The 23,272-nt window shown below is 70.5% G+C and carries 26 protein-coding genes; 9 read left to right on the top strand and 17 right to left on the bottom strand.

Annotated features, from left to right (window positions below; genetic code table 11):
- Positions 1-60: 60 nt before the first annotated feature.
- Positions 61-657, bottom strand: a complete 597-nt coding sequence (locus FV233_RS08150) for a TIGR00730 family Rossman fold protein (protein ID WP_147897187.1) — start codon at positions 655-657, stop codon at positions 61-63.
- A gap of 227 nt (positions 658-884) precedes the next feature.
- On the opposite strand from FV233_RS08150, the gene FV233_RS08145 reads away from it, so the two are divergent.
- Positions 885-2,297 carry a LysM peptidoglycan-binding domain-containing protein gene (locus FV233_RS08145; RefSeq protein WP_147897200.1) on the top strand — a complete coding sequence of 471 codons (1,413 nt, stop codon included), beginning with the start codon at positions 885-887 and terminating at the stop codon, positions 2,295-2,297.
- A gap of 8 nt (positions 2,298-2,305) precedes the next feature.
- On the opposite strand, the gene FV233_RS08140 is transcribed toward FV233_RS08145, so the two are convergent.
- The gene (locus FV233_RS08140; protein WP_147897186.1) at positions 2,306-3,640 is read right to left on the bottom strand and encodes a PLP-dependent aminotransferase family protein; all 1,335 of its coding nucleotides are present in this window, start codon (positions 3,638-3,640) and stop codon (positions 2,306-2,308) included.
- A 103-nt stretch (positions 3,641-3,743) separates the two neighbouring features.
- On the opposite strand from FV233_RS08140, the gene FV233_RS08135 reads away from it, so the two are divergent.
- The 5 genes from FV233_RS08135 to FV233_RS08115 all read left to right on the top strand — a co-directional run bounded on the left by FV233_RS08135 (position 3,744) and on the right by FV233_RS08115 (position 8,672).
- On the top strand, positions 3,744-3,947 hold the full coding sequence (locus FV233_RS08135; RefSeq protein WP_147854995.1) for a DUF1127 domain-containing protein: 204 nt from the start codon (positions 3,744-3,746) through the stop codon (positions 3,945-3,947).
- Between the two features lie 98 nt (positions 3,948-4,045).
- The gene (locus FV233_RS08130) at positions 4,046-5,968 is read left to right on the top strand and encodes an ABC transporter ATP-binding protein/permease (RefSeq protein WP_147854996.1); all 1,923 of its coding nucleotides are present in this window, start codon (positions 4,046-4,048) and stop codon (positions 5,966-5,968) included.
- Between the two features lie 112 nt (positions 5,969-6,080).
- Positions 6,081-7,055 (top strand): ABC transporter substrate-binding protein, encoded by a 975-nt coding sequence (locus FV233_RS08125; protein ID WP_147897185.1) that lies wholly within the window; start codon positions 6,081-6,083, stop codon positions 7,053-7,055.
- A gap of 4 nt (positions 7,056-7,059) precedes the next feature.
- On the top strand, positions 7,060-7,869 hold the full coding sequence (locus tag FV233_RS08120; protein WP_147897184.1) for an ABC transporter permease: 810 nt from the start codon (positions 7,060-7,062) through the stop codon (positions 7,867-7,869).
- Positions 7,870-7,877: 8 nt separating this feature from the next.
- Positions 7,878-8,672 carry an ABC transporter ATP-binding protein gene (locus FV233_RS08115; RefSeq protein ID WP_147897183.1) on the top strand — a complete coding sequence of 265 codons (795 nt, stop codon included), beginning with the start codon at positions 7,878-7,880 and terminating at the stop codon, positions 8,670-8,672.
- A 27-nt stretch (positions 8,673-8,699) separates the two neighbouring features.
- Here the strand turns inward: FV233_RS08115 and FV233_RS08110 are convergent, their stop codons facing one another.
- Positions 8,700-9,602, bottom strand: a complete 903-nt coding sequence (locus FV233_RS08110; RefSeq protein ID WP_147897182.1) for an NAD(P)-dependent oxidoreductase — start codon at positions 9,600-9,602, stop codon at positions 8,700-8,702.
- 359 nt (positions 9,603-9,961) lie between these two features.
- Between FV233_RS08110 and FV233_RS08105 the strand changes: the two genes are divergently transcribed.
- The 3 genes from FV233_RS08105 (at position 9,962) to mscL (ending at position 12,016) form a co-directional block, all read left to right on the top strand.
- Positions 9,962-10,672 (top strand): phosphatidylserine decarboxylase, encoded by a 711-nt coding sequence (locus FV233_RS08105; RefSeq protein ID WP_147857019.1) that lies wholly within the window; start codon positions 9,962-9,964, stop codon positions 10,670-10,672.
- Between the two features lie 6 nt (positions 10,673-10,678).
- Entirely contained in the window at positions 10,679-11,518 is an 840-nt protein-coding gene (locus FV233_RS08100) for a phosphatidylcholine/phosphatidylserine synthase (RefSeq protein ID WP_147897181.1), read from the top strand.
- A 69-nt stretch (positions 11,519-11,587) separates the two neighbouring features.
- Entirely contained in the window at positions 11,588-12,016 is a 429-nt protein-coding gene (mscL, locus tag FV233_RS08095; RefSeq protein ID WP_147857017.1) for a large conductance mechanosensitive channel protein MscL, read from the top strand.
- A 34-nt stretch (positions 12,017-12,050) separates the two neighbouring features.
- Here mscL and FV233_RS08090 read toward each other — a convergent pair whose 3' ends face one another.
- The 14 genes from FV233_RS08090 to FV233_RS08025 all read right to left on the bottom strand — a co-directional run bounded on the left by FV233_RS08090 (position 12,051) and on the right by FV233_RS08025 (position 23,271).
- Positions 12,051-12,326 (bottom strand): hypothetical protein, encoded by a 276-nt coding sequence (locus FV233_RS08090; RefSeq protein ID WP_147897180.1) that lies wholly within the window; start codon positions 12,324-12,326, stop codon positions 12,051-12,053.
- Positions 12,327-12,465: 139 nt separating this feature from the next.
- Positions 12,466-12,879 (bottom strand): DUF1236 domain-containing protein, encoded by a 414-nt coding sequence (locus FV233_RS08085; RefSeq protein WP_147897179.1) that lies wholly within the window; start codon positions 12,877-12,879, stop codon positions 12,466-12,468.
- Positions 12,880-13,004: 125 nt separating this feature from the next.
- The gene (locus tag FV233_RS08080; RefSeq protein WP_147855899.1) at positions 13,005-13,757 is read right to left on the bottom strand and encodes a NepR family anti-sigma factor; all 753 of its coding nucleotides are present in this window, start codon (positions 13,755-13,757) and stop codon (positions 13,005-13,007) included.
- 160 nt (positions 13,758-13,917) lie between these two features.
- The gene (locus FV233_RS08075; protein WP_147897178.1) at positions 13,918-14,703 is read right to left on the bottom strand and encodes a class II glutamine amidotransferase; all 786 of its coding nucleotides are present in this window, start codon (positions 14,701-14,703) and stop codon (positions 13,918-13,920) included.
- A 78-nt stretch (positions 14,704-14,781) separates the two neighbouring features.
- A complete protein-coding gene (locus FV233_RS08070; RefSeq protein ID WP_147897177.1) occupies positions 14,782-15,090 on the bottom strand; it encodes a helix-turn-helix domain-containing protein in 309 nt (102 codons plus the stop codon).
- Between the two features lie 40 nt (positions 15,091-15,130).
- Positions 15,131-15,484 (bottom strand): type II toxin-antitoxin system RelE/ParE family toxin, encoded by a 354-nt coding sequence (locus FV233_RS08065; RefSeq protein ID WP_147897176.1) that lies wholly within the window; start codon positions 15,482-15,484, stop codon positions 15,131-15,133.
- 53 nt (positions 15,485-15,537) lie between these two features.
- Entirely contained in the window at positions 15,538-15,849 is a 312-nt protein-coding gene (locus FV233_RS08060; protein ID WP_147897175.1) for an oxidase, read from the bottom strand.
- 1 nt (position 15,850) lies between these two features.
- Complete coding sequence (locus FV233_RS08055) at positions 15,851-16,510, bottom strand: cytochrome c oxidase subunit 3 (RefSeq protein WP_147897174.1); 660 nt, start codon at positions 16,508-16,510, stop codon at positions 15,851-15,853.
- Positions 16,507-18,183, bottom strand: a complete 1,677-nt coding sequence (locus FV233_RS08050) for a cbb3-type cytochrome c oxidase subunit I (protein ID WP_147855895.1) — start codon at positions 18,181-18,183, stop codon at positions 16,507-16,509. Before FV233_RS08050 ends, FV233_RS08055 begins: the two co-directional genes overlap by 4 nt.
- Positions 18,184-18,202: 19 nt before the next feature.
- A complete protein-coding gene (coxB, locus tag FV233_RS08045; RefSeq protein ID WP_147897173.1) occupies positions 18,203-19,177 on the bottom strand; it encodes a cytochrome c oxidase subunit II in 975 nt (324 codons plus the stop codon).
- Between the two features lie 5 nt (positions 19,178-19,182).
- Entirely contained in the window at positions 19,183-19,677 is a 495-nt protein-coding gene (locus FV233_RS08040; protein WP_147897172.1) for a hypothetical protein, read from the bottom strand.
- Positions 19,674-20,726 carry a hypothetical protein gene (locus FV233_RS08035; RefSeq protein ID WP_147897171.1) on the bottom strand — a complete coding sequence of 351 codons (1,053 nt, stop codon included), beginning with the start codon at positions 20,724-20,726 and terminating at the stop codon, positions 19,674-19,676. The genes FV233_RS08040 and FV233_RS08035 overlap by 4 nt, the downstream gene beginning before the upstream one ends.
- Positions 20,723-21,259, bottom strand: coding sequence for a cytochrome c (locus tag FV233_RS08030; RefSeq protein WP_147897170.1), 537 nt, complete (start codon positions 21,257-21,259; stop codon positions 20,723-20,725). Before FV233_RS08030 ends, FV233_RS08035 begins: the two co-directional genes overlap by 4 nt.
- Positions 21,256-23,271 (bottom strand): DUF3341 domain-containing protein, encoded by a 2,016-nt coding sequence (locus FV233_RS08025; RefSeq protein WP_147897169.1) that lies wholly within the window; start codon positions 23,269-23,271, stop codon positions 21,256-21,258. The genes FV233_RS08030 and FV233_RS08025 overlap by 4 nt, the downstream gene beginning before the upstream one ends.
- Position 23,272 lies beyond the last annotated feature (1 nt).

Here is a 23,272-nt window from a genome sequence, read left to right as displayed (position 1 = left end):
CGGACGCCGGCGCGGCCAAGCGTCCGAGGGGACCGAGCAGCCAAGCGTCCGGGCCCGGCCTCACATCCGCTCTTTGACGATCTCCTCGGCCTGGGGGTCCGGCTCGTGGCCGGCCTCGCGCAGCAGCGGCACCACCGCGGCCGCGTCCCGGGCGACGGTGTAGCTGAGGTCCAGCCCCTCGCGGATGAAGCCGTGGCCGCGCATGTGCTCGAACAGGTCGAGCAGCGGCGCCCAGAAATCGGCCACCGAGACCAGCACGACCGGCTTCCGGTGCCGCCCGAGTTGCGCCCAGGTGAGTTGCTCGACCAGTTCCTCCAGGGTGCCGATGCCGCCCGGCAGGGTCACGAAGGCGTCCGAGCGCTCGAACATCAGACGCTTGCGGGTGTGCATGTCGGGCACAACCACGGTCTCCTGCACGGCGTCGAGCATGTGCTCGCGCGCCTGCAGGAAGTCCGGGATGATGCCGGTGACGTGGCCGCCCGCCGCCAGGGCGGCGCGCGCCACGGCGCCCATCAGCCCGACGTCGCCGCCGCCGTAGACCAGGCCCATCCCGGCCTGTGCGATCGCCGTGCCCAGGGTCTCCGCGGCCTCGCGAAACGCCGGGTCTCCGCCGAAGCCGGAGCCGCAATAGACACAGACAGTCCTCACCGGGGCCATCCGGCGCCCTCCATCACGCAACCGTTGCGAGCCGTCGAGAAAGACCCCCGCGCCCGGCGCTCCACGCGCCAAACTGCTGAATTCGCGTGGGATTCACCCGCCGGAGCGGCGGGACGGCTTGGTGTCGGGACCATGTACGGTATTATGGGCGCCGCAGTCGACGGTTTTTGAGCGGGCAGGTTGCCCATTCGCCGGGCGGCCGGACGAGCAGGGAGGCCTTTGTGGCGATGTCGAGACAGGTGCGGCGCAGTCTCGCCCTGGCGCTCGCCGGCCTCCTCGGCGGTCTCGGCCTCGTGCTGGTCCTGTTCGGCGGCGAGTCCCTGCGGCGGATGATCGGCCGGCACGATCCCGAGCCGCCCGCCGCCACCGCGCCGCAGGGCGGCCTGCGGAGCCTGGCCGACCCCGGGGCGACGGCCGAATCCGGCGCGCCGCCCATCGATTTCCGCGACGACACGTCGGGGGCGAGCAGGCCGGATGGTGCCAAGCCCGGCGACGTCAAGCCCGGCGACACCCGTTCGGACGCGCGCAACGCCGGCGATCCGGCACCGGGCCCGGCGCGCACGGCCGACCGGGCGGCGCCCGACGGCAAGCCGGCCGAGCCCGACGCCGCCGAGGTGCCGCGCTTCGATATCGTCCGGGTCGAGCCGAACGGCGACGCCGTGGTGGCCGGGCGCGGCGCGCCGGATGCCGTCATCGAGATGCTGGTCGACGGCAAGCCCGTGGCCCGGGCGACCGCCGACGCCAACGGCCAGTTCGCCCTGGTGCCGCCGGCGCTGCCGGCGGGCTCCAGCGCCCTGCGGTTGCGCATGACCACCAAGGGCGGCCACACCGCCGACTCGCGCCAGAGCGTGGCGGTGGACGTCGCCCCGGGCCGCGACCGCCAACCCCTGGTGGCGCTGACCGCCCCGGATGCCGCGACGGTGGTGCTGTCGCAGCCCGGCGCCCCCGGGCCGGCGGCACCGGCCGGGACCGAGGCGAAGGCCACGGCCGACGGCAAGGCGCCGGCCGCCAAGATCGTCAGCGTCGACGTGCAGGAGAGCGGCCGGCTGTTCGTGACCGCCACCGGGATTCCGGGCGCGAAGCTCCGGCTCTACCTCAACGACACGCTGATCGCCCCGGGTAGCGTCGGGCCGGACGGGCGGGCGAGCTTCACGATCGGCCGCGGGGTCAAGCCCGGCCAGTATCAGGTGCGGATCGACCAGATCGATCCCCGCACCGGCAAGGTCTCCACCCGCGCCGAGGTGCCGCTCGCGGTGCCCGAGCCGACCCGCGTCGCCGCCGGCGAAGGTGCCGGGCAGGATCGGCCGCAGGGTCCGTCCGCCCGGTCGGCCGCCTCCGCAGCCGGGCAGGGCGGGGTCCGTTCCCGGGACGACGGCGCCGGCCAGACCGAGACACCCTCCGCCCTCAGCCGGGATGCCGCTGGGGCGCGTAGCCCCGCCGGGGCCGGCGCGGTGTTCGTGCCCGAGATCACCACGGCAAAAATCACCCGGGGCGACAACCTCTGGCGGATCAGCCAGCGCACCTACGGCCGGGGCGAGCGCTATACCGTGATCTACGACGCCAACCAGGGCCAGATCCGCGACCCGGACCGGATCTACCCGGGCCAGATCTTCATCCTGCCGACCGACAAGCGGGGCTGACGCCCCCGTCACTCCACGATCTGGTCGTCCTCCGAGAGGGCCAGACGGCGCAGGGTCGTGAGCGCCTCGGACAGGTCCTCCGGCGACGGCGTCGCCAGGGCGAGGCGGACCGCGTTCGGCGCGTGGCCGGGATGCACCGCGAAGGCCGCGGCCGGCAGCAGCGCGATGCCCCGGCGCAACGCGGCGGCCGCGAAGGCTTCGGCCCGCCAGGTTTCGGGCAATGCGAGCCAGAGGTGATAGGCGCGGGGGTCGCCGACCACCGTGAGTCCTCCTAGTATCTCCCGGGCGAGGGTCTGGCGCGACGCCGCGTCCCGGCGCTTGGCCTCCGCGAGCGTCGCCGCCGAGCCGCCGGACATCCAGTGCATGCCGGCCGCGAGCGACAGCCCGAGCGCGGTCCAGGCGCCCTGTCGCACCGAGGCCGCGAGCCGGTCGGTCAGGTGCGGGGGCCCGGCGATCAGCCCGACGGTGAGGGCCGGCATCACCCGCTTCGACAGGCTGTCCACTAGGATCGTCCGGTCCGGCGCCAGGCTGGCGAGCGGCTGCGCGTCGGCGAGGAAGCCGTAGACTGCATCCTCGATGGCGGTGAGGCCGACCGTGTCGAGGATCCCGGCGAGGTCGGCCCGCCGCGCGGTGCCCATGGTCGCGCCGAGCGGGTTCTGCAGGGTCGGCTGGAGATAGACACCGCTCAACGGGGTCGCCCGATGGGCCTGGAGGAGCGCGTCGGGGCATACGCCCTCCGCATCCATGGCCAGCGGCACCAGGGTGATCCCGAGCCGGGCCGCGATGCCCCGCACCGCCGGATAGGTCAGCGGCTCGCAGCCGATCCGCTCCCCCGGCGCCGCCAGGGCCGCGAGGGCGGCGGCGAGCGCCTGCCGGCCGTTGCCGGTGAACAGGATGTCGGCGGCCCGGGGCGCGTAGCCGTCGCGGGCGAGGAAGTCGGCCGCGACTCTGCGGGCCCGGGGCGTCCCCGCGGGGCCGTACTGGCTGAACCCGATCTCGGCGCCCGCGCCCGCCAGGGCCGCCAGGGTCTCGGCCAGCACGACCTCCTGTTCCGGCAGGCGCGAATGGGTCCGCTGCAGGTCGATCGCCGCCGGGGGCGGCTCCGGCTGGAGCCGCACGGCCTGGCCGGGCTCGGAGCGGACGAAGGTGCCGCGTCCGACCTCGCCGGTCACGAGCCCGCGGCGGCCCAGTTCCGCGTAGACCCGGCTCGCCGTCGAGACAGCGATGCCCCGGGCATAGGCGAAGTCCCGCTGCGGCGGCAGCCGGTCGCCCGGGCGCAGGCGCCCCGAGGCGATCTCGCCGGCCACCGCGTCCGCGACGGTGCGATAATCCGAAGCCCGCATCATTGCTCCGAGTGCAATGTTTCGATTGATCCGAGATATCTATCGGTTCAATCCTGCGCCCGCAATCCCGGCCGGACTGCGTCCCGTCACCGGAACCTACGCCATGTCGATCGTCACCCTGCCGTCCGCGGCCACGCCTGCGCGCTCCGCGAGCCGGTCCGCCGTCCCATCCCTGCTGGGTCTCTGGCTCCAGCGCATCCGGACCCGGAGGTTGCTCGCCGCCCTGCATCCGGACCAGCTGCGGGATGCCGGCATCGAACCCTGGCACCTGCGCCGCGAAATCCGGAAGCCGTTCTGGAGAGGATGACCGGCCCTGCGGCGGCTGCGGGTGCCCGGTCCGTTCCACGGACCTATATGCGGGTGGAAGATCCTTCCTCCCGCCGTTCCTCCTGCATCGAATCCCGCATGACCGACGACACCGTGCCCCCGGCCGGGTCCGCACACCCGGCCGAGCGCCCCGGGCTGCTCGCCACCTATCGGCGCCTCTGGCCGCACCTGTGGCCGCACGGCCGGCCCGACCTGCAGCGCAGGGTGTTCCTGGCGTTCGGGCTGCTGCTCGCGGCCAAGCTCGTGACCATGGTGACCCCGTTCACCTTCAAGTGGATCACCGACGCGCTGGTAGCCGCGATCGGTGGGAAGGACGCGCCGCTGCCCACGGGCCTGTTCGCGGCCCCGATGCTGCTCATCGCCCTCTACGGTGTGTCGCGGATCGCCATGTCGGCGCTGACCCAGGTGCGCGACGGGCTGTTCGCCAAGGTGGCGATGCACGCGGTGCGCCGCCTGGCGCTCCGGACTTTCGAGCACATGCACCGCCTGTCCCTGCGCTTCCACCTGGAGCGCAAGACCGGCGGTCTCACCCGGGTGCTCGAGCGCGGCCGCGCCGGCATCGAGGAATTGTCGCGCCTGATGGTGCTGACTTTGGTGCCGACCATCGTCGAGTTCGCGCTGGTGCTCGGCGTCCTCGCCTACGAGTTCGACTGGCGCTACGCGCTGGTGGCGTTCCTCACGGTCGGGGCCTACCTGGCCTTCACCTATAAGGCGACCGAGTGGCGGATCGCCATCCGCCGCCGGATGAACGCCTCGGATACCGACGCGAACACCAAGGCGGTCGACTCGCTGCTCAACTACGAGACGGTGAAGTATTTCGGCGCGGAGGCCCGCGAAGCCGCCCGCTACGACGTGTCGATGGCGAAATACGAAAAGGCCTCGACCCAGACCTACGTGTCGCTGGCCGTGCTTAATGCCGGCCAGGCGGTGATCTTCACCATCGGGATGACGATCGTGATGTGGCTCGCGGCCCGGGACATCCTGGCCGGGCGCACGACGATCGGCGGCTTCGTGCTGGCCAACACCCTGCTGGTGCAGTTGTCGATGCCCCTGAACTTCATGGGCATGATCTACCGCGAGATCAAACAGGCGCTGATCGACATCGACGACATGTTCCGCATCCTCGGGCAGAACCCCGAGATTGCCGACCGGCCCGGCGCCGCGCCGCTGAGCGTGGCGGGCGGCACGGTGCGGTTCGAGGACGTGCGCTTCGCCTACACGCCGGAGCGGCCGATCCTGCGCGGCGTCTCGTTCGAGATCCAGGCCGGCCAGACGGTGGCCGTGGTCGGCCCCTCGGGGGCGGGCAAGTCGACACTGTCGCGGCTGCTGTTCCGGTTCTACGAGCCGTCGGCCGGCCGGATCAGCATCGACGGTCAGGACATCGCCGCGGTGACCCAGGAATCGCTGCGCGCGGCGATCGGCATGGTCCCGCAGGACACGGTGCTGTTCAACGACACGATCGGCTACAACATCCGCTACGGTCGCTCGGACGCCACCGATGCGGAGTTGCGCGAGGCGGCCCAGCTCGCCCAGATCGACCGCTTCGTCTCCGGCCTGCCGGAGGGTTACGACACGCCGGTCGGCGAGCGCGGCCTGAAGCTGTCGGGCGGCGAGAAGCAGCGGGTCGCCATCGCGCGGACCATCCTTAAGGCCCCGCCGATCCTGGTGCTCGACGAGGCGACCTCGGCGCTGGATTCCTTCACCGAGGCCGAGATCCAGTCGGCGCTCGACCGGGTCAGCCGCGGGCGCACCACCCTGGTGATCGCCCACCGGCTGTCCACGGTGGTCAATGCCGACGCGATCCTGGTGCTCGACCACGGCCGCATCGCCGAGCGCGGCACCCATGCCGAATTGCTGGAGGCCGGCGGCATCTACGCGGCGCTCTGGGACCGCCAGCGCGAGGCCGACGCGGCGCTCGAAGTGCTTCAGCGCGCCGACACCCCGGTCCTGCCGATCCGGGCCGGGCGCGGGGCCGTGCCGGCGACGGAACCGGCGGAGTAGTCACGCGGGGGCGGATTACTTCTCCGGCTGTATTCGTTATACTGCGCTAAACGGCCCATCACGAAGGCCGCGCTGCGAATCGGCTTAGGCCGTCCGGTCGGGGGAGACATCGATGTTGAAGGGCCTGATCGCGGCCGGCGCCATGCTGGTCGCCCTCGGCGGCACCGTTCGGGCGGAGGATGTCGTCCGGCTCGGCAACCTGAAATTCGCCCATTACGGCGCCATCTCCTACATGAAGGAGATCGCCCCGAAATACGGCCTGAAGATCGACGAGCGCCAGTTCGCCAAGGGCGCCGACATCTACCCGGCCATGGCCGTGGACCAGATCGACATCGCGGCTTCCGGGGGCGACGGCGCGGTGGCCGCCCGCGGCAACGGCGTGAAGCTGGTGGTGGTCGCGGGCTTCGCCGACGGCGGCGTGCGCATCCTCAAGCGGCCGGACCTGCCGGCCAAGAGCGCGGCCGACCTGAAGGGCCTCAAGGTCGCCACCGTCCGCGGCGGCACGCAGGACCTGATGCTGCTGGCCGAGCTCGACAAGCACGGGCTGACCTGGTCCGAGCGTCCCGGCAAGGACGTTCAGCTGACCTACTTCAACAACTACGCCGACCTGAACCAGGCGCTCGGGCAGAAATACGTCGACGTGATCTGCCAGTCGGAGCCGCAATCGACCCAGGCGATCAGCGCCGGCTGGGGCGTCGAGCTGGTCAAGCCCTACGACACCCCAATCGGCAAGCCGGTGCGGCCCCTGGTGATGACCGAGAAGATGTACACCGAGCGGCCGGAGGTGGCCGCCAAGGTGCTGCGCCTGTTCGTGGCCGCCACCAAGGCCTTCATCGACGACCCGGCACTCGCCGAGAAATACGTCCGCGAACAGGTGTTCAAGGGCCAGCTGACCAGCCAGGACTTTCGCGATGGCATGGCCAACGCGAGCTACACCTACGCCATGCCGGCGGGGCACATGCAGGTCACCACCGACTACATGGTCAAGTACGGGCTGGGTAAGATGCAGAACCCGCCCAAGAGCGATGCCGAGTGGGTCAAGCTCGATCTGCTCGACAAGGCCAAGGCCGACCTGAAGGTCGAGTGATCCGATGGCCCTGCGCGACCTTCGCGGCGTCCTGGTTCCGGTCGCGCTGCTGATCCTGTGGGAGTTGGCGAGTCGCACCGGCCTCGTCTCGGCCGTGGTGCTGCCGCCGCCGAGCGCGGTGGCGGTGAAATGGTGGTCCGGCCTGCTGCCGGCCCTGCCGTACGATCCCGGCCAGGAGAGCTACCTGTCCTGGCTGTTCTCCGGCGAGATGCCGCACGACGCGGTCTCCAGTCTGTCCCGGGTCGTCTCCGGCTTCCTGATCGGGGCCGGGCTCGCCGTGCCGGTCGGCCTGGTGCTCGGCACCAACGACAGGCTCTACGCCCTGTTCAACCCGCTGCTCCAGGTGCTGCGCCCGATCCCGCCGATCGCCTACATCCCGCTCGCCATCGTGTGGTTCGGGCTCGGCAACCCGCCGGCCCTGTTCCTGATCGCGCTCGGGACCTTCTTCCCGGTCCTGGTCAACACCATCGCGGGGGTGCGTCAGGTCGACTCGATCTACATCCGCGCCGCCCGCAACCTCGGCGCCGGCTCCTGGACGATGTTCCGCCGGGTGATCCTGCCGGCCGCGAGCCCGTTCGTGCTCGCCGGCATGCGCATCGGCATCGGCACCGCCTTCATCGTGGTGATCGTGGCCGAGATGATCGCGGTCTCGGACGGGCTCGGCTACCGGATCCTCGAGGCTCGGGAATACATGTGGTCGGACAAGATCATCGGCGGCATGCTGACGATCGGCATCCTCGGCCTGATCATCGACGGGGCGATGAGCCGCCTCAACGATCACCTGCTGCGCTGGCACCGCGGCCTGGAGCGGTAACCCGGACGATGTCGGCAGAGATCGTGGTCGCGAACGCCGTCAAGGTGTTCGGCAGCAGCGCTTCGGGCGTCGCCGCCCTTCAGGACATCTCGGCAACGGTGCCGGAGGGCCAGTTCCTGTGTTTGCTCGGGCCCTCGGGCTGCGGCAAGTCCACCCTGCTCAACGCGATGGCGGGCTTCAGCCCGCTCACCTCGGGCACGATCACGGTGGGTGGCAGGCCGGTGGTCGAACCTGGCCCGGACCGGGGCATGGTGTTCCAGGAATACGCCCTGTTCCCGTGGATGAGCGTCGAGGACAACGTCCGCTTCGGCCTCGACATCAAGGGCGTGCCCCGCGCCCAGGCTGCCGAGACGGTCGACCGCATCACCGCGACGCTCGGCCTGTCGGATTTCCGCACCCGCTACCCGAAGGACCTGTCGGGTGGGATGCGCCAGCGCGTGGCCATCGCCCGCATCCTCGCCCTCGACCCGCCGGTTATGCTGATGGACGAGCCGTTCGGGGCCCTGGACGCCCTGACGCGGCGCACCCTGCAGGACGAACTGCTCCGGATCTGGGCCGATTCGCGCAAGACGATCGTGTTCGTGACCCACTCGATCGAGGAGGCGATCTACCTGGCCGACCGGATCCTGGTGATGACCTACCGGCCCGGGCGCATCAAGCGCGACGTCACCGTGCCGATCCCCCGGCCCCGGGACCCGGCGAGCGCCGACTTCAACGCCATCAAGCGCGAGCTGGGCCAGCTCGTGATGGAGGAGCAGGCGCGCTTCACCGACGCGGAGCTGCACGCGCCGGCGGTGGATTGAGGTTTCTTCGGATCGCAGCCGCGGCGCTTACCCGCCGGACCGGACCTTCACCCCGAGCAGCGCCTCGAACGGCAGCACCATCGCGCCCTTGTCGCGGTCGCCGTGGCCCTGGCGCAGGGCGGTCTGGTAGGTCGCGGTGGCGGCGGCCGTGACCGGCATGGGATAGCCGCCCTCGGCCGAGATCGCCGCGGCCGCGACGAGGTCCTTGTAGGCCGCGCCCATCGGGTAGCCCTCGTCGAAGCGGCCCTGGAGGATGCGCGGCACGAAGTATTGCGCCGCGTAGCTCCGGCTGGTGCCGGTGGTGACCACCTGGGCGATCTGCTCCGGATCGAGCCCCATGGCCACCGCCATCGGCAGCACCTCGGCCAGCGCCGCGATATTGATGTCGTAGAGCACGTTGTTGATCGTCTTGGTGAGCTGGCCGGAGCCCGCCGGCCCCATATGCAGGACGCTGGTGCCGATCCGCTCCAGCAGCGGCCGGACCGCCGCGACGCTCTCCGGGTCGCCGCCGCACATCACCGTGAGCGTCCCGGCCTCTGCGCCCGCCGGCGCCCCCGAGACCGGGGCATCGACGAAACGCCGCCCGGTCGCCGCCACGGCGCGCCCGATGGCGAGCGCCTTGGCGTGCGCGATGGTGCTGAGATCCACCACGATCGCCCCCGGCGCTAGCCGCTCGGCGAGACGATCCTCGCCGAACAGGGCCGCCTCGACCACGTCGCCGTTCGGCAGGCACAGGAACAGCACCTCGGCCCCCTCGAACGCGGCGGGATCCGCCGTCGCGACGAGGCCCGGCGCGTCGAGCCCGGCGAGACGTGCCGGGTCGGCATCCACCGCCACGACGGTCTCGGAGTCGGACGGGCGCTTGGCCGCGAGGTTGCGGGCGATCGGGTGGCCCATGGCGCCGAGGCCGAGGATGGCGAGCTTCTGCACCGGACGGCTTCCTCCATTGCGGCCGCGGACGGACCGGCGGCGCGATCTGGGGCGGCCGCGCTCGGCTCGCGCCGTCGTCGCGAGCGCGGCCTGCCCATCATGGGGGACCTGTATCAGAGGTGCCGGCAGAAGGTGCAATCGCGGATGCCGTACAGCCATAGCCGGCGCCAGGGTCCCCGTGGCATCCCGCGTCCCTCGGGGTTGGGTTACCGGGCCCCGGCGCGGCAGGCGGGTGGGGACGATGACGCATGTCTGATAGAGAGGCGGAAAGCCCCGACACGTTGACGCCGGCCCGGCGGGCTGCCATCCGCGCGTCCGACATGTCCGCCCGCCCGCGGCGCCGTTGAGTCCGGAACACGATGACAGACCTGATCGAGACGATCCGTCGGACGCTCGTGCCGATCCACAAGGAGGGCTATCCCTTCATCCTGATCGGCATCGTGCTCACGGTGCTGGCCGGCTATTTCTCGCAGTTCTTCGGCTGGATCTTCCTGATCCTCACCCTCTGGGTCTGCTACTTCTTCCGCGACCCGGAGCGGATCACCCCGGTGGAAGACGGGCTCGTGGTCTCGCCCGCGGACGGGCGCGTCAACCTGATCGCCACCGTGCTGCCGCCGCCCGAGCTCGACCTGCCGCAGGTGCCCACCTTGCGGGTCTCGGTGTTCATGAACGTGTTCGACTGCCACGTGAACCGGGTGCCGGTCTCGGGGCGAATCGGCCAGATCCACTACACGCCCGGCCTGTTCCTCAACGCCGAACTCGACAAGGCTAGCGACGACAACGAGCGCAACGGGATGGTGATCGAGACCAGCCATGCCGGGCAGGCCAAGCGCGTCGGCGTGGTCCAGATCGCCGGCCTGGTGGCGCGGCGGATCGTCGGGTTCGTCTCGGCCGGCGACGTGCTGTCGGTGGGCGAGCGGTTCGGCCTGATCCGGTTCGGCTCCCGGGTGGACGTCTACCTGCCGGCGGGCGCCACCGTGCTGGTCGGGCTCGGCCAGAAGGCTGTGGCCGGCGAGACGGTGCTGGCCGACCTCGGCGGCGGCCCCGGGCGGCAGTTCAAGCGGATCTAGACGGCCATGGACGACCTGTTCCCGCCCTTCGCGCCGGATCCGAACGAGCCGCGCCCGCGCCGGTTCAAGCCGGTGCCGTTCCGGATGATCGCGCCCAACATGATCACCCTGATGGCGCTCTGCCTCGGGTTGACGGCGATCCGGCTGGCCTTCGAAGGCAAGTTCGAGCCCGCCGTCATCGCCGTGGTGGCGGCCGGCGTGCTCGACGGCATCGACGGGCGGGTGGCGCGGCTGCTCAAGGGCACCTCGCGCTTCGGGGCCGAACTCGATTCGCTGGCCGACTTCGTGAATTTCGGCTGCGCGCCGGCGCTGATCCTCTACGGCTTCGCGCTGTTCCACCTGAAATCCGCCGGCTGGATCGTGGCGCTGATCTTCGCAATCGCCATGGCGCTGCGGCTCGCCCGCTTCAACGCCATGCTGGACGACCCGAACCGGCCGGAATGGAAGAAGGACTTCTTCGTCGGCATGCCGGCCCCTGCGGGCGCGCTGACCGCGATGCTGCCGCTCTACCTGCACTTCCTCGGCTTCAGCGCAGAGGGCTGGATCGCCTCGGCGATCCTGATCTACGTGCTCGCCATCGCCCTGCTGGTGGTGTCCACGGTCCCGACCTTCTCGGGCAAGACCATGGGCAAGCGGGTGCCGCGCAGCCTCGTCCTGCCGATCTTTTTGCTCGGCGTCGCGGCGTTCGGCATCCTGATCAGCTACCCGTTCGAGGCCCTGGTGGCGGTGAGCGGCGGCTACTTGCTGACCATCCCGGTGGTCGCCGCACAGTACCGCCGTCGCGCCAAGGCCGAGGCGGCCACCGCGGTCGACGACCCGGCCGGGCCTGCGATCACCGGGGGATAGGCGGGAGCCGCGCTGGCTTTCCAGGCGATCTTCCGTAGTCTTGACCCCGGAATCGGTGGGGGACGGCGCATGCTCGAGGAATTCAAGACATTCGCCCTGCGCGGGAACGTCGTCGATCTCGCGGTCGGCGTGATCATCGGCGCGGCCTTCGGATCGATCGTCAATTCCGCCGTGCAGGACCTGTTCATGCCGGCGATCGGGGCGATCACGGGCGGGCTCGATTTCTCGAACTACTACATCCCGCTCTCATCGAAGGTGCAGGCCGGGCTGCCCTACGTGGACGCCAAGAAGCAAGGCGCCGTCTTGGGTTACGGCCAGTTCCTGACGTTGACCATCAACTTCATGATCGTGGCCTTCGTGCTGTTCCTAGTGATCCGGGCCATGAACAAGCTGCAGAACGCCGAGGCCAAGAAGCCCGAGGCTGTGGCCGAAGTCCCGGCGGACGTGAAGCTCCTGTCGGAGATCCGCGATCTGCTGGCCGAGAAGCCGCGGGTCTGACGCGGCATCGCGTTTCAGACCGGGGGCTTACCGTTCAAGCCTGAGGCTTGTCGGCGTCGTCTGGCTTCACGCCCAGGGCGTCGAGGATCTGGTCGAGAGCCTGGCCGACCGCCTCGGTACCCTCCTCATGGGTCTTCAGCCGGGTCTCGAGCCGGCGGATCTGCGGCTCGAACGCGTCCGGAACCGGATCGTCCCCGAGGAAGCGGGGCTTGTCGGTCCCGACCGGCAGGACGCCGCGCAATTGCTGGCCGAGGTGATCGCGCACCGGTTCCGGCAGCGTCGCGCCGGGGTCGCCTGGATCCTGGCTCATGGTCGCCTCATGGTTCACGTGGCGGATCAACGGCTTCGCTGGAGAACCGTTGCGCCTCCGGCATCCTGCGGATCGAAGACGGGCCCCGGAGCGGGTCGCTCCGGGGCCCGGTGGGCCGGCACGGGACCGGCCCGTGCGATCAGTCGATGACCTCGACGATCCGGTGGCCGCGATCGACCAGCACCGGACGGTCGTTCACGACGGTGTAGCGGTAGCCCGGCTGCACGCGGTACTCGTTCGGGACGTCGTAGTAGGTGACGCCCGAGGACGGCAGGGTCGAGCCGACGGCGACGCGGCCGTCGTAATCGTACGAGCGGACGTTGCGCTCGCGGACGTAGCTGCGGAAGCGCGGCGCCATGTCGACGCCGAGGATGCCGCCCACCGTGCCGGTGGCCGCACCGACGGCACCGCCGACGATCCCGCCGATCGGGCCGGCCGCGTCGTTGCCGGCGGCGGCGCCGCGCTCGGCACCCGGGATGGTGCCCTGGGCCTGGGCGGCCAGCGGCAGCGACAGGGCGAGGGCCGAGGCTGCGATAAGGGTCTTGAAGGTCATACGGGACATCTCCGTTCCGTGGCGTTCCGCCGCAGCGAGGCGACGAAGCTCGGGCCGGTAACGCCCGATCCCCGGATTCGGATGCATCTTTTTTCGCGACGGCGGCGGGCCGCCCGGCGCGATTCCTACGCGTCCTTGGGCATCGCCGACTGGATGAACCGGTCGGAGCCGAGATCCTCCTCGTCGTAGCCCAGCAGCTCCGCCAGGCGGCCGCGGGCACGGCTGACCCGGCTCTTCACGGTGCCGACCTTGCAGCCCATGATCGTGGCGGCCTCCTCGTAGGAGACGCCCTCGGCCCCCACCAGCACCAGCGCCTCACGCTGGTCCGGCGGTAGCTTGGCCAGGGCCGACTGCAGGTCCTCGACGTCGAGCCGGTCGCCCTGGTGCGGGGCCGTGGCCAGCCGCGCCGCGTAGGAGCCGTCCTGGTCCTCGACCTCGCGGACCCGCTTGCGGTGATCCGAATAGAAGATATTGCGCAGGATGGTGAACAACCACGCGTTGAGGTTGGTCCCCGGCTGGAACCGGGCGCGGTGCTGCCAGCCCTTGAGCAGGGTATCCTGGACGAGGTCGTCGGAGCGGGCGGGGTTCGAGGTCAGCGACAGCGCGAAGGCGCGCAGGGACGGGACGGCCGCGAGCAGGCCGTTGCGGAACTCCGGCTCGATCGCCTCGCCGCGGGCGCGCAGCGCCTCCTCCAGCTTCTCGATCAGGTCGGCGAAGCGGGAGGGCAGCACCTCCTCGCCGATCCGCTCGTAGACGGTGCGCAGGTGCTCGCCGAGATGCGTGCGGATGTTCGGGGCGAGATTCGGGCGGCCATCCCGAAGCGCATCCCGAAGCCCGTCCTCATGGGACAGGGCGGTGTCGGTGTCGTCGCGGGTCATGCGTATCGCGCTCGTCAGCTTATCGTGGCTCGACCTGCGGTCCGGGGCGGTCGAGGCGGATCGCTTGCCGGCCGAACTCCCCTGAAGCCCGGCCGATGCGCTCCTGTTACGGTCGTTCTAGCGCATCGGGGGGCGGCATGCACCCTCGCTCAAGTCGGACTTAAGAGGCTCCTGCCGGCCTCAACAGGCGGATCGCCCCGTCCCGCAGGGTGAGGACGTCGCCGCGGGCGAGGTCGGTCCAGCGTTCGTCCCGGGTCAGCGCCTGGGTGGCAATCACCGTGACCACGTCGCTCTCCGAGGTCTCCTGCGCGAAATTCACCTGCCAATCCTCGTCGATCAGGGTGGCGGTGCCGAACGGGGCGCGCCGGGTGAGGTAGCACAGGCGCTTGCCGCAATGGGCGTAGAGGGTGCGGCTGTCGGTCAGCAGCATGTTGAACACGCCCATGGCGTGCAGCTCGCCCGCGAGGTCCGCGACGGCGCGGTCCAGGGTGGCGGGACGGGGCAGGGCCCGGAACCGCGCCTGGAGGCGGCCGAGCATCCAGCAGAAGGCGTGCTCGCTGTCCGTCGAGCCGATCGGCATGAACCCGCCGAGCGGCAGACGCTTCACGCCCTTGAGTTGGCCGTTATGCGCGAAGGTCCACCGGCGGCCCCACAATTCCCGGGCGAACGGATGGGTGTTCTCCAGGCTGACCCGGCCGCGGTTGGCCTTGCGCACGTGGGCGACGACGATGCGGCTCTTGATCGGCATGTCGCGCAGCAGCCGGGCCAGCTGCGAGCGCGAGCTCGGCTCCGGCTCGTGGAAGCTGCGGCAGGTCCGCCCGTCGTAGAAGCTGATACCCCAGCCGTCGGCATGGGGCCCGGTTTCGCCGCCGCGCCGGGCCAACCCGGCGAACGAGAAGCGGATGTCGGTCGGCACGTTGGCGCTCATGCCGAGCAGTTCGCACATGATCTCCGACTTTCCACCCGAACCGCATCCGCGGGTCAGCGGATTTAGAGACGTTCGATCTTCGCGACAACCGACGTTTCAGTCGCTCTTCTGCGCATGCTCTAAAGCCCGCAGCACCGCGGCGGAGTCATGGCGGATCACGGTCAGATAGGCCAGCGTCGCGGCATCCGGCCGCGTGCGGCCCTGTTCAAGGTCGCGAATGGTCCCGATCGGAAAGCCGAAGCGGGCCGCGAATTCGGCCTGCGTGAAACCGAGCTCCCGCCGCACGACCTTCACGTCGAGCGCCTGGGGACTGTGGACGCGATAGGTCCCCGGCTGGGCTTCGCCGCGGGCGATGGCGAGAGCCTGCTGCGCGGCCTCGACCAGCCCTTCACCGAACGCGGTCATCTCTCGCCTCTCGATACACATCGCATCCACCATGTGTGGATCACCCGTGCCTGTGCAAACCCGCGCGATACACTTCGACCAGGTCCGTCAGCGCCGCTCTGACGGCATGCCGCTCGGCATGGCTGATATCGACGTGCTGCCCCTTCGAAACCAGACGAAGCAAGAACACAGGCAGGTCATCAACAACGTAGAACGTAATGACCCTATAGCCTCCAGACTTGCCCCTGCCCCGGCCGCCGATCCTGACCTTTCGGGCCCCGCCGGTCTCCGGAATGAGATCTCCCGCGCTCGGATCTGCTGCGATCACATCGATGATCGCCTCCATCTCGCTGTCCGAGACGCCAGCAAATTTCGCGTCAGCGAGAAATTTCGGCGTCAGGACGACCGTGTGCATGAGTCTCGACGGTAAGGATCAGCCGTCGAGAAGCAAGATGGAGCCTCCAACCTTCACCGCGCCAGGTAATCCGTCAGCGTCATGCCGACCATGATGGCGACCCAGAAGAAGCCGATCCCCGAGAACAGGCGGATCAGCGGCGGCTCGTGGATCACCTCCATGGAGACCAGAAGGATCAGCGCCACCATCACGGCGACGACCAGGAGTTCGACGATCCAGACCTGGGCGAAGGGCAGGGTGGCGCCCAGGGTGACGTTGACCGCGAGCAGGGCCAGCAGCGCCAGGAAGGTCAGCACCGGCGTGCGCAGCCGGCGCCGGAGCAGGGCGCGGTCGTCGGCGCTCAAGGTGGCGAGGGGATTGCGCATCCTACCGGTTGACCACGTAGAGGATCGGGAAGGCCAGGATCCAGACCAGGTCGATGAAGTGCCAGTACAGGCCGTAGACCTCGATCCAGTTCTGGTGGCGGGACAGGAAGCCGGCCTTGGCAGCCATCCAGGTCATGCCGAGCAGGAGCGCGATGCCGGTGAACAGGTGGGCCGCGTGCAGGATCGTGGCGACGTAGTAGAGGTTCACGAACAGCCGCGCGGGCGGCGTCTCGGCCAGCGCGAAGGGCCGGCTGCCGAGGAACGGCATCATGTGCTCGGCCCAGTCGGCGTAATACTCGTAGCCCTTGAGCACCAGGAACAGGCCGCCCAGCGCCGCGGTGGCCAGCATCGCCCGGACCATGGCGCGCTGCCAGCCGATCCGCGAGAATTCGATCGCCATCGACATGGTCAAGCTGGAGCAGATCAGCACTACGGTGTTGGTGGCGCCGATCCAGAACTTGAGGTGCTTGGCCGCCGCGACGGTCGCCTCGGGGTGCTGGATCCGGACGATCAGCGCCACGAGGAACAGGGCCGAGAACAGTAAGAGTTCGGTGATCAGCCAGGCCCAGATGCCCAGCGTCGCGGCGGCGCGCTGCTGGGCCACCGTCTCGAAATGTCCGGCGCGGGCGACCCCGACGCCGTCTGCCAGCCCTTCGCTCATCCGTGCTGGTCCTGGGCTTCCTGGGCCTGAATCGGGTAATCGTAGGGGATGCGCGGCACCGCCGGCGGCGACAGGAAGTTGTGCTTCGGCGGCGGCGAACCGGTCTCCCATTCGAGCCCCTTGGCGTTCCAGGGGTTGGCGGGCGCCTTGCGGCCGAACCACAGGGAATAGACCAGGTAGAGCATCGGGAAGATGTAGCCGGCGGCCAGGATCGTGGCGCCGGCCGAGGACAGCACGTTGAGGAGCTGGAACTCGACCGGGTAGGTCGCGTAGCGCCGGGGCATCCCGAGATAGCCGAGGATGAACTGCGGGAAGAAGGTCACGTTGAAGCCGATGAAGATCAGCATCGCCGAGACCCGGCCCCAGGGCTCGCTGTACATCCGCCCGGTGAATTTCGGCCACCAGAAGTGCAGGCCGCCCAGGAAGGCCAGCACCGTGCCGCCGACCATGATGTAGTGGAAATGCGCGACCACGAAGTAGGTCGCGTGGATGTGCTGGTTGATCGCGAGCGTGGCGAGGTAGAGCCCGGTGAGGCCGCCGAGCACGAACAGGCCGATATAGCCCATGGCGTAGAGCATCGGCGTATCGAGCCGCAGGCTCCCCTTATGGATCGTCGCGGTCCAGTTGTAGACCTTGACGGCCGACGGCACCGCCACCGCGAACGACAGGGCCGAGAACACCAGCGAGGCCAGGTCGCTCTGGCCGTTGACGAACATGTGGTGCCCCCAGACGAAGAAGGTCACCGAGGCCAGACCGATCGACGCGTAGGCGACGAACCGGTAGCCGAACAGCTTCTTCTGCGCGAAGGCCGGGACGATCTCCGAGATCACCCCCATGCCGGGCAGGACCATGATGTACACGGCCGGGTGCGAGTAGAACCAGAACAGGTGCTGGAACAGCACCGGGTCGCCGCCATAGGCCGGGTCGAACACGCCGATGTGGAAGCCCCGCTCCATGATCAGCAGGATCAGCGCGGTCGTGATCACCGGCGTGGCGAGCAAAAAAATCAGGCTGGTGGCGTAGTGGGCCCAGACGAAGATCGGCAGCTTGAACCACGTCATGCCGGGCGCCCGCATGGTGTGGATGGTGACCACGAAGTTGAGCCCGGTGAGGATCGACGAGAAGCCCACGATGGTCACGCCGATCAGGGCCGGCAGCACCCAGGTGTTCGAGAAGGCGGTGGAGAGCGGCGCGTAGAAGGTCCAGCCGGTATCGACGCCGCCGAGCACCAGCGAGACCAGGGTGAAGAACGCCCCGGCCATGAACACGTACCAGCTCGTCAGGTTCAGCTTGGGGAACGCCAGGTCCTTCGCCCCGATCATGAGGGGGATCAGGAAGTTGCCGAAGGTCGCCGGGATCGACGGGATCAGGAAGAACCACACCATCACGACTCCGTGGATGGTGAAGGCCTTGTTGTAGGTGTCGTTGGTCATGATCGCGCCGTTGGGCACGATCAGCGCCAGCCGGACCACGCCGGCCGCGACCGCCCCGATCACGAAGAAGCCGGTGATCGAGGTCAGGTACAGGATCGCGATGCGCTTGTGGTCGGTGGTGAGGAACCACGAGCGCAGCGTCGAATCCGCGTGAAGGTAGTCGGCCTTGCGCCCGATTGTGGCCTCCGGCGCGTGCGGCTCGCGGCGGGCCGTGCCGCCGACGCTGCCCGATGCGCTCATGGTGTCGCCCTCGTCGCCGTCATGGAGTGGCCTGCGCGGCCTTGCCGGAGGCCGGCGCCGTGTAGGATTTGAGAAAATCAATGAGCGTCCCGAGTTCGTCCTCCGGGATCCGGCCGGCGAAGCTCGGCATCACCTGCTTGTAGCCCTCGGCGAGCCGGTCGCCGTTCGGGTTCAGGATCTTTTCGCGCAGCCAGGCGTCGTCGGCCGCCACCGTGCGGCCGTCGGCGAGCTTCACTTGGCTGCCGTGGAGGCCGGCCAGGCTCGGGGCCTTCACGGCGGAGCCGGGATCGTGGCAGCCGGCGCAACCATAGGCCTCGTAGAGGGTGCGGCCGGCCGCGACCTTGCCCTGCTGCGCGCCGGCATGGGTCAGCCAGTCTTGGTAGTCGCCGGGATTCATGAAGCTGATCTCGCCGCCCATCACCGAATGGTCGGTGCCGCAATATTCCGAGCAGTAGAGGTGATAGGTGCCGATCTTGTCGGCCTTGAACCACAGGTCGGTGTAGCGGTCGGGGAGCGCCGCCACCTGCAAGCGCAGGGCCGGCAGGTAGAGGGCGTGGATCACGTCCTGGCTGATGATGCGCAGGCGGATCGGCTGCCCGATCGGCACGTGCAGGTCGTTGATCTCGGCCTGACCGGTGGGATGCTGGAACTTCCACATCCATTGCCGGCCGATCGCCTCGATCACCATGGCGTCCGGCGGGGCGTTCTTCGAGGCGATGAACACCCGGGCGCCCCAGACGAAGAAGATCAGCGTCAGCAGGAACGGGATCAGCATCCAGCTGATCTCGATGAGGTTGGAGCGGATGCCGGAGGGGCTGCGATCCGCCTCCGAACCCTCGCGGTAGCGCAGGGCGAAATAGGTGATCGCCACGAAGACCGGCACGGTCAGCAGCAGGGTCAGGACCGTGAAGGCCAGGATGAGCAGGTCCGTCTCGGTCGCGGTGCCGGAGACCGCGGCGGGCCAAAGTTCCAGGGCTGCGTGGTTCGGCGTCATCCTGCCTACCGTTCCGGCGCGTCGAGGGAGCGGCCGACGACGAGGTCCATCGCCCGATCGACCGGAATGCGGGCGCGGGTGCGGGCCGGATCGCTGTAGCCGTAGCCGGAGAGCCGCGCCTCGGCCGCGGCCCGCTGATGGTCGAGGTCGGCGTAGGGATCCGCCTGGAGGTTCGGCGGCGGCGGCGTCAGCGGCGCGGTCTGCTGCTTCGTCAGCGTCGGCAGGGCCCGCCGCTGGCTCGCGCTGAACGCGCCCATCATCCAGACCATGGTGCCGATCACGCTCAGGACGGACAGCGCCAGGCCCGCCATCACCAGCGCGGTGTTGCGGACCTTGACGTCCCGGGTCTCATAGCCGGGATCGTCGGGGTCGCGCGGGGCGTTGGCCGGCTTGCCCGGCGCGATGGCGCTCCCCGGGCGAGCGCCGAGCAGGCCGCTGCCGCGCAGGGTCAACCCGGCCAGGATCGCCGGGATCAGGCCGGGACCGGGACGCGGGCTCACGACGTCCTCCCGGCGCGCCGGGCGCCCGGCGCCGGGCGCCCGCGCAACAGCGGATGGAGCGCGGCGGCGAGGCAGGCCACCGCCAGGGCCGCGAACCCGTCCGCCGGACGGAGCACGAACCGGTCGCGCAGGGCCGGGGTGACCAGCCAGAACATCTCGAGGGCGTGCACCGCGAGCGCCGCGCCGGCCAGGACCCGGGTGGTCGGGCGGCCCGGCCGCAGGGTCGCGAGCCCGGCCAGCACCCCCACGGCCCCGGCGCCGATCGACAGCCCGCGCCCGAGGCTGCCGCCCCGGGCGAAGTACCAGGCGACCTCCGGGGGCAGGTTGGCGGACCAGACGATCAGGAACTGCACGAAGTGCATGAACGCCCAGAGCCCGAGCAGCACCGCCAGGGGAACCAGCCGGCCGCGCCCGGGCGCCGTCCGGCCGCGGCCCACCGGCTCCGGCTCCTCCCAGGCGAGCAGGATCGCGGCCGCGAAGGCCAGCCCGCTCCAGGCGGTCATCACCAGCAGACCCAGCAGGGTCGAATCGAGCCGCGGGTCGAGGGAGGCGATCACGTCGGTGGTGAACAGCGTGCCGACCACCGCGTGGAGGCCCACCGCCGGCACGGTGCGGCCCTCGCCCGGCTCGTCGAAGGGCCGCGCGAACCGGATCGACAGCCAGGTCCAGGCGGCGAGATACGCGATCACCCGGGCCACGAAGAACGGCGTGGTGAACCAGTAAGCCGCCAGCGGGGTGCGGGGCGCCGCCCCGACCCACGGGTAGAGCACCGGCGCCGCGGCGAGCAGGGGCAGCCCCAGCAGCGCGGCCACCGGCATCAGCGCCATGAGCCGGCGCAGGCCCGCCAGCATCTCGATCCCGCCGCGTTCGCGCACGCGCTTGCCGAAGCGTTCGGCCACGATCGTCACCGGCAGGGCGCCGACCGGCAGCGCCAGCAGGACGAGCCAGGCCGCCAGGTAGGAGGACGCCGCGCCGCGCCAGCCGCCCGCGAGCCAGCAGGCGGCGAGCAGGCCGAGCCCGAGGAGGCCGATCAGTACGGGCCGGCTCATCGGGTCGCCTCCAGGCGGGCCCGGTCGTCCGGGGGCAGGCTCGCCACCACGGCGTCCTGGCTGAGCTGGAGCGCCCGGACATAGGCGACGATCGCCCAGCGGTCGGCCGACGGGATCATCTGGGCCATGCCGAACATCGCGCGCCGGCCGTTGCCGATGACGCCGTAGATCTCGGCGGCCGGGGCCCGGCGGAGCGGCTCGGCGGTGAGGTCGCCGGCCGGCGGGAAGCCGCGGGCCACGATCATGCCGCCGCCGCGCCCGTCCTGGCCGTGGCAGGGCGTGCAGAACACCCCGTAGCGCTCCCGGCCCCGGTCGATCAGGTCCCGGCCGATCGTCTGCGGCTGCGGCGCCTCGCGGGCCGGATCGACCCGCGGCACGGTCCCGGGCACCGGCTGGCGCATGGTGATCTGCCGGGGGAAGAACGGGTTCCGGTCCCAGGTCTTGGCCCGGGCCTGGTCGTCCATGTTGGCCTCGCCGCAGGCCGAGAGACCCGGCAGCGCCGCGACCAGGAGGAGGCTGGCGGCGCGCCTCATCGCGGGATCCTGCGGATCTCGAGGGGGCGCCCGGCCTCGGCCGCCAGGCCCGCGAGCCGGCGCTCGAACCGGCCCGCGTCGAAGCGGTCGTCGCGCGCCTCCGCGGAGAGGAAGAACCGGTCGTCCGAGGCGCGCAGGAAGCCCGGGATGTTGAAGGCCGGATGGTTCAGCCGCGGCAGGCGGTTGAGCACCAGCAGGGCGAGGTGGATCGCGATGCAGCCGGTCATCATCGCGAAGGAGATGCTCGGCACCACGAAGGACGGCCAGGACAGGCGCGGGCGCCCGCCGATCAGGAACACGTAGTCGTAGGCCGTGGCGTAGACGCAGAGCGCGTAGAAGCCCGCGCCGCCGAGCAGCGCGCCGGCGAGCGCGTAGGGGAGGATCGAGCGCCCCTCCAGGCCGAGGGAGCGCAGGGTCCGGGGCATCGGCACCGGTCCGTGCCCGTCGAGATGGACTTGGTCCGGGGGGCTGATCCCGGACACGGCCTGGAGCGCGGCGGCGAGGTCGGCCTGGCTGGCGAAGGTGGCGGACACGCCCCAGAGCGGCGCCGGACCCGGATCCTCCTCCGGGCGGGGGGCGGCGTGCGAGGCGGCCTCCCGGGCGGCGGCCTGGGTGCCCGGGGCGCGGGCCAGGGCGAGGCGGCGGCTCTCGATGATCGAGACGGCCGGCAGGTAGCGCAGGAACAGCAGCAGCAGGGTCAGGAACAGGCCGAGCGAGCCCGCGAAGGTGGCCACGCCCCAGGGATCCACCCCGTAGGGCAGCCGCGAGGACGGCAGGAAGTCCTGGGTCAGGGTGACGACCAGCACCATGACGTGGTCGGCGTAGGCGCCGGCCGCCACCAGGAGCCCGACCGCGGCGAGCGCGAGCGGCGCCGTGCGGGCCCGGGCCGACCACAGCGCCTGGGCGGGCAGGACCAGCAGGAGGATCGCCGTCCAGGAGACCAGCGCGTGGTCGCCGGTCATGCGCCGCACCAGCACGGCCCGCGCCTCCGGGTCGCCGTTGAGGAACGTGTCGAAATACTCGGCCGCGTAGCAATAGGCGCTGGCGCAGCCGAGGCCGAGCAGCAGGCGGCCGAGGACGTCGAGGTGGCGCACGCTCACCAGGGCGTCGAGGCCGTAGACGACGCGGATCAGCACCACGATCGCCGCCGTCATGCCGACGCCGGAATAGACCGCGTTCACCAGGAAGCTCACCGGCAGCAGCGTGCTGTGCCAGCCCGGCATCAGCGAGCCCGCCAGCATCACCGAGGCGCCGGTCTGGACCGAGACCACCAGCAGCACGCCGAGCAGCGCCACCGTCCGGTAGGCCTGGACCCAGATCTGCCAATGGGCCGCGGACCCGCGCCACCCGGAGGCGACGATGCCGTAGACCTGGGCGCGCAGCAGGGCGAGCCGGCGGGTCGGCGCCTTCGCGTCGGCCTGGCGCATCGCCTCCCCGAAGGCGCGGTCGCGCAGGGTGGCGAGGTCGGGCAGCAGACCGATGAACCAGAGGCTGACGCAGATCACCAGGAAGGCCACGATGTCGATCGCGTCCCACAGGAGCGGCGAGCGGAACTGCGGCCACAGGTCGTAGGTGTTGGGGTAGGGCAGGTTCCAGAAGAAGAACCACGGCCGGCCGAGATGGATGATCGGATAGAGTCCGGCCGCCGCGGTGGCGAGCAGCGCCAGGGTCTCGGCGATGCGGTTCACCGCCCCGCGCCACTCGGCCCCGAGCAGCAGCAGCACCGCCGAGACCAGCAGGCTGCCGGAGGCGACGCCGATCCACCAATCGTAGCTGGCGATGTCCAGCGCCCAGACGACGGCGTTGTTGTTGGCCCAGATCCCGGGCCCCGCGTAGAGCAGGTAGCCGAGGGTGAAGCCGAAGACGCCGAGCAGCGCCACGGCCCCCGCGAAGGCGATCCACCAGCGCCGGTTGCGCGGATGCGTCAGGGGAATCGCGGTGACCGCGCCGCCGATGCCCTGGAGGGTTTCCTCCGGCCGGATCAGCGGACCACTTACGAGCGCGCCGGCCATG

Source organism: Methylobacterium sp. WL7 (genome assembly GCF_008040085.1).
GTDB classification, from domain to species: domain Bacteria; phylum Pseudomonadota; class Alphaproteobacteria; order Rhizobiales; family Beijerinckiaceae; genus Methylobacterium; species Methylobacterium mesophilicum.
Note: the sequence above shows the minus strand (reverse complement) of the source record. Positions and strands in the feature narration are given on the sequence as shown.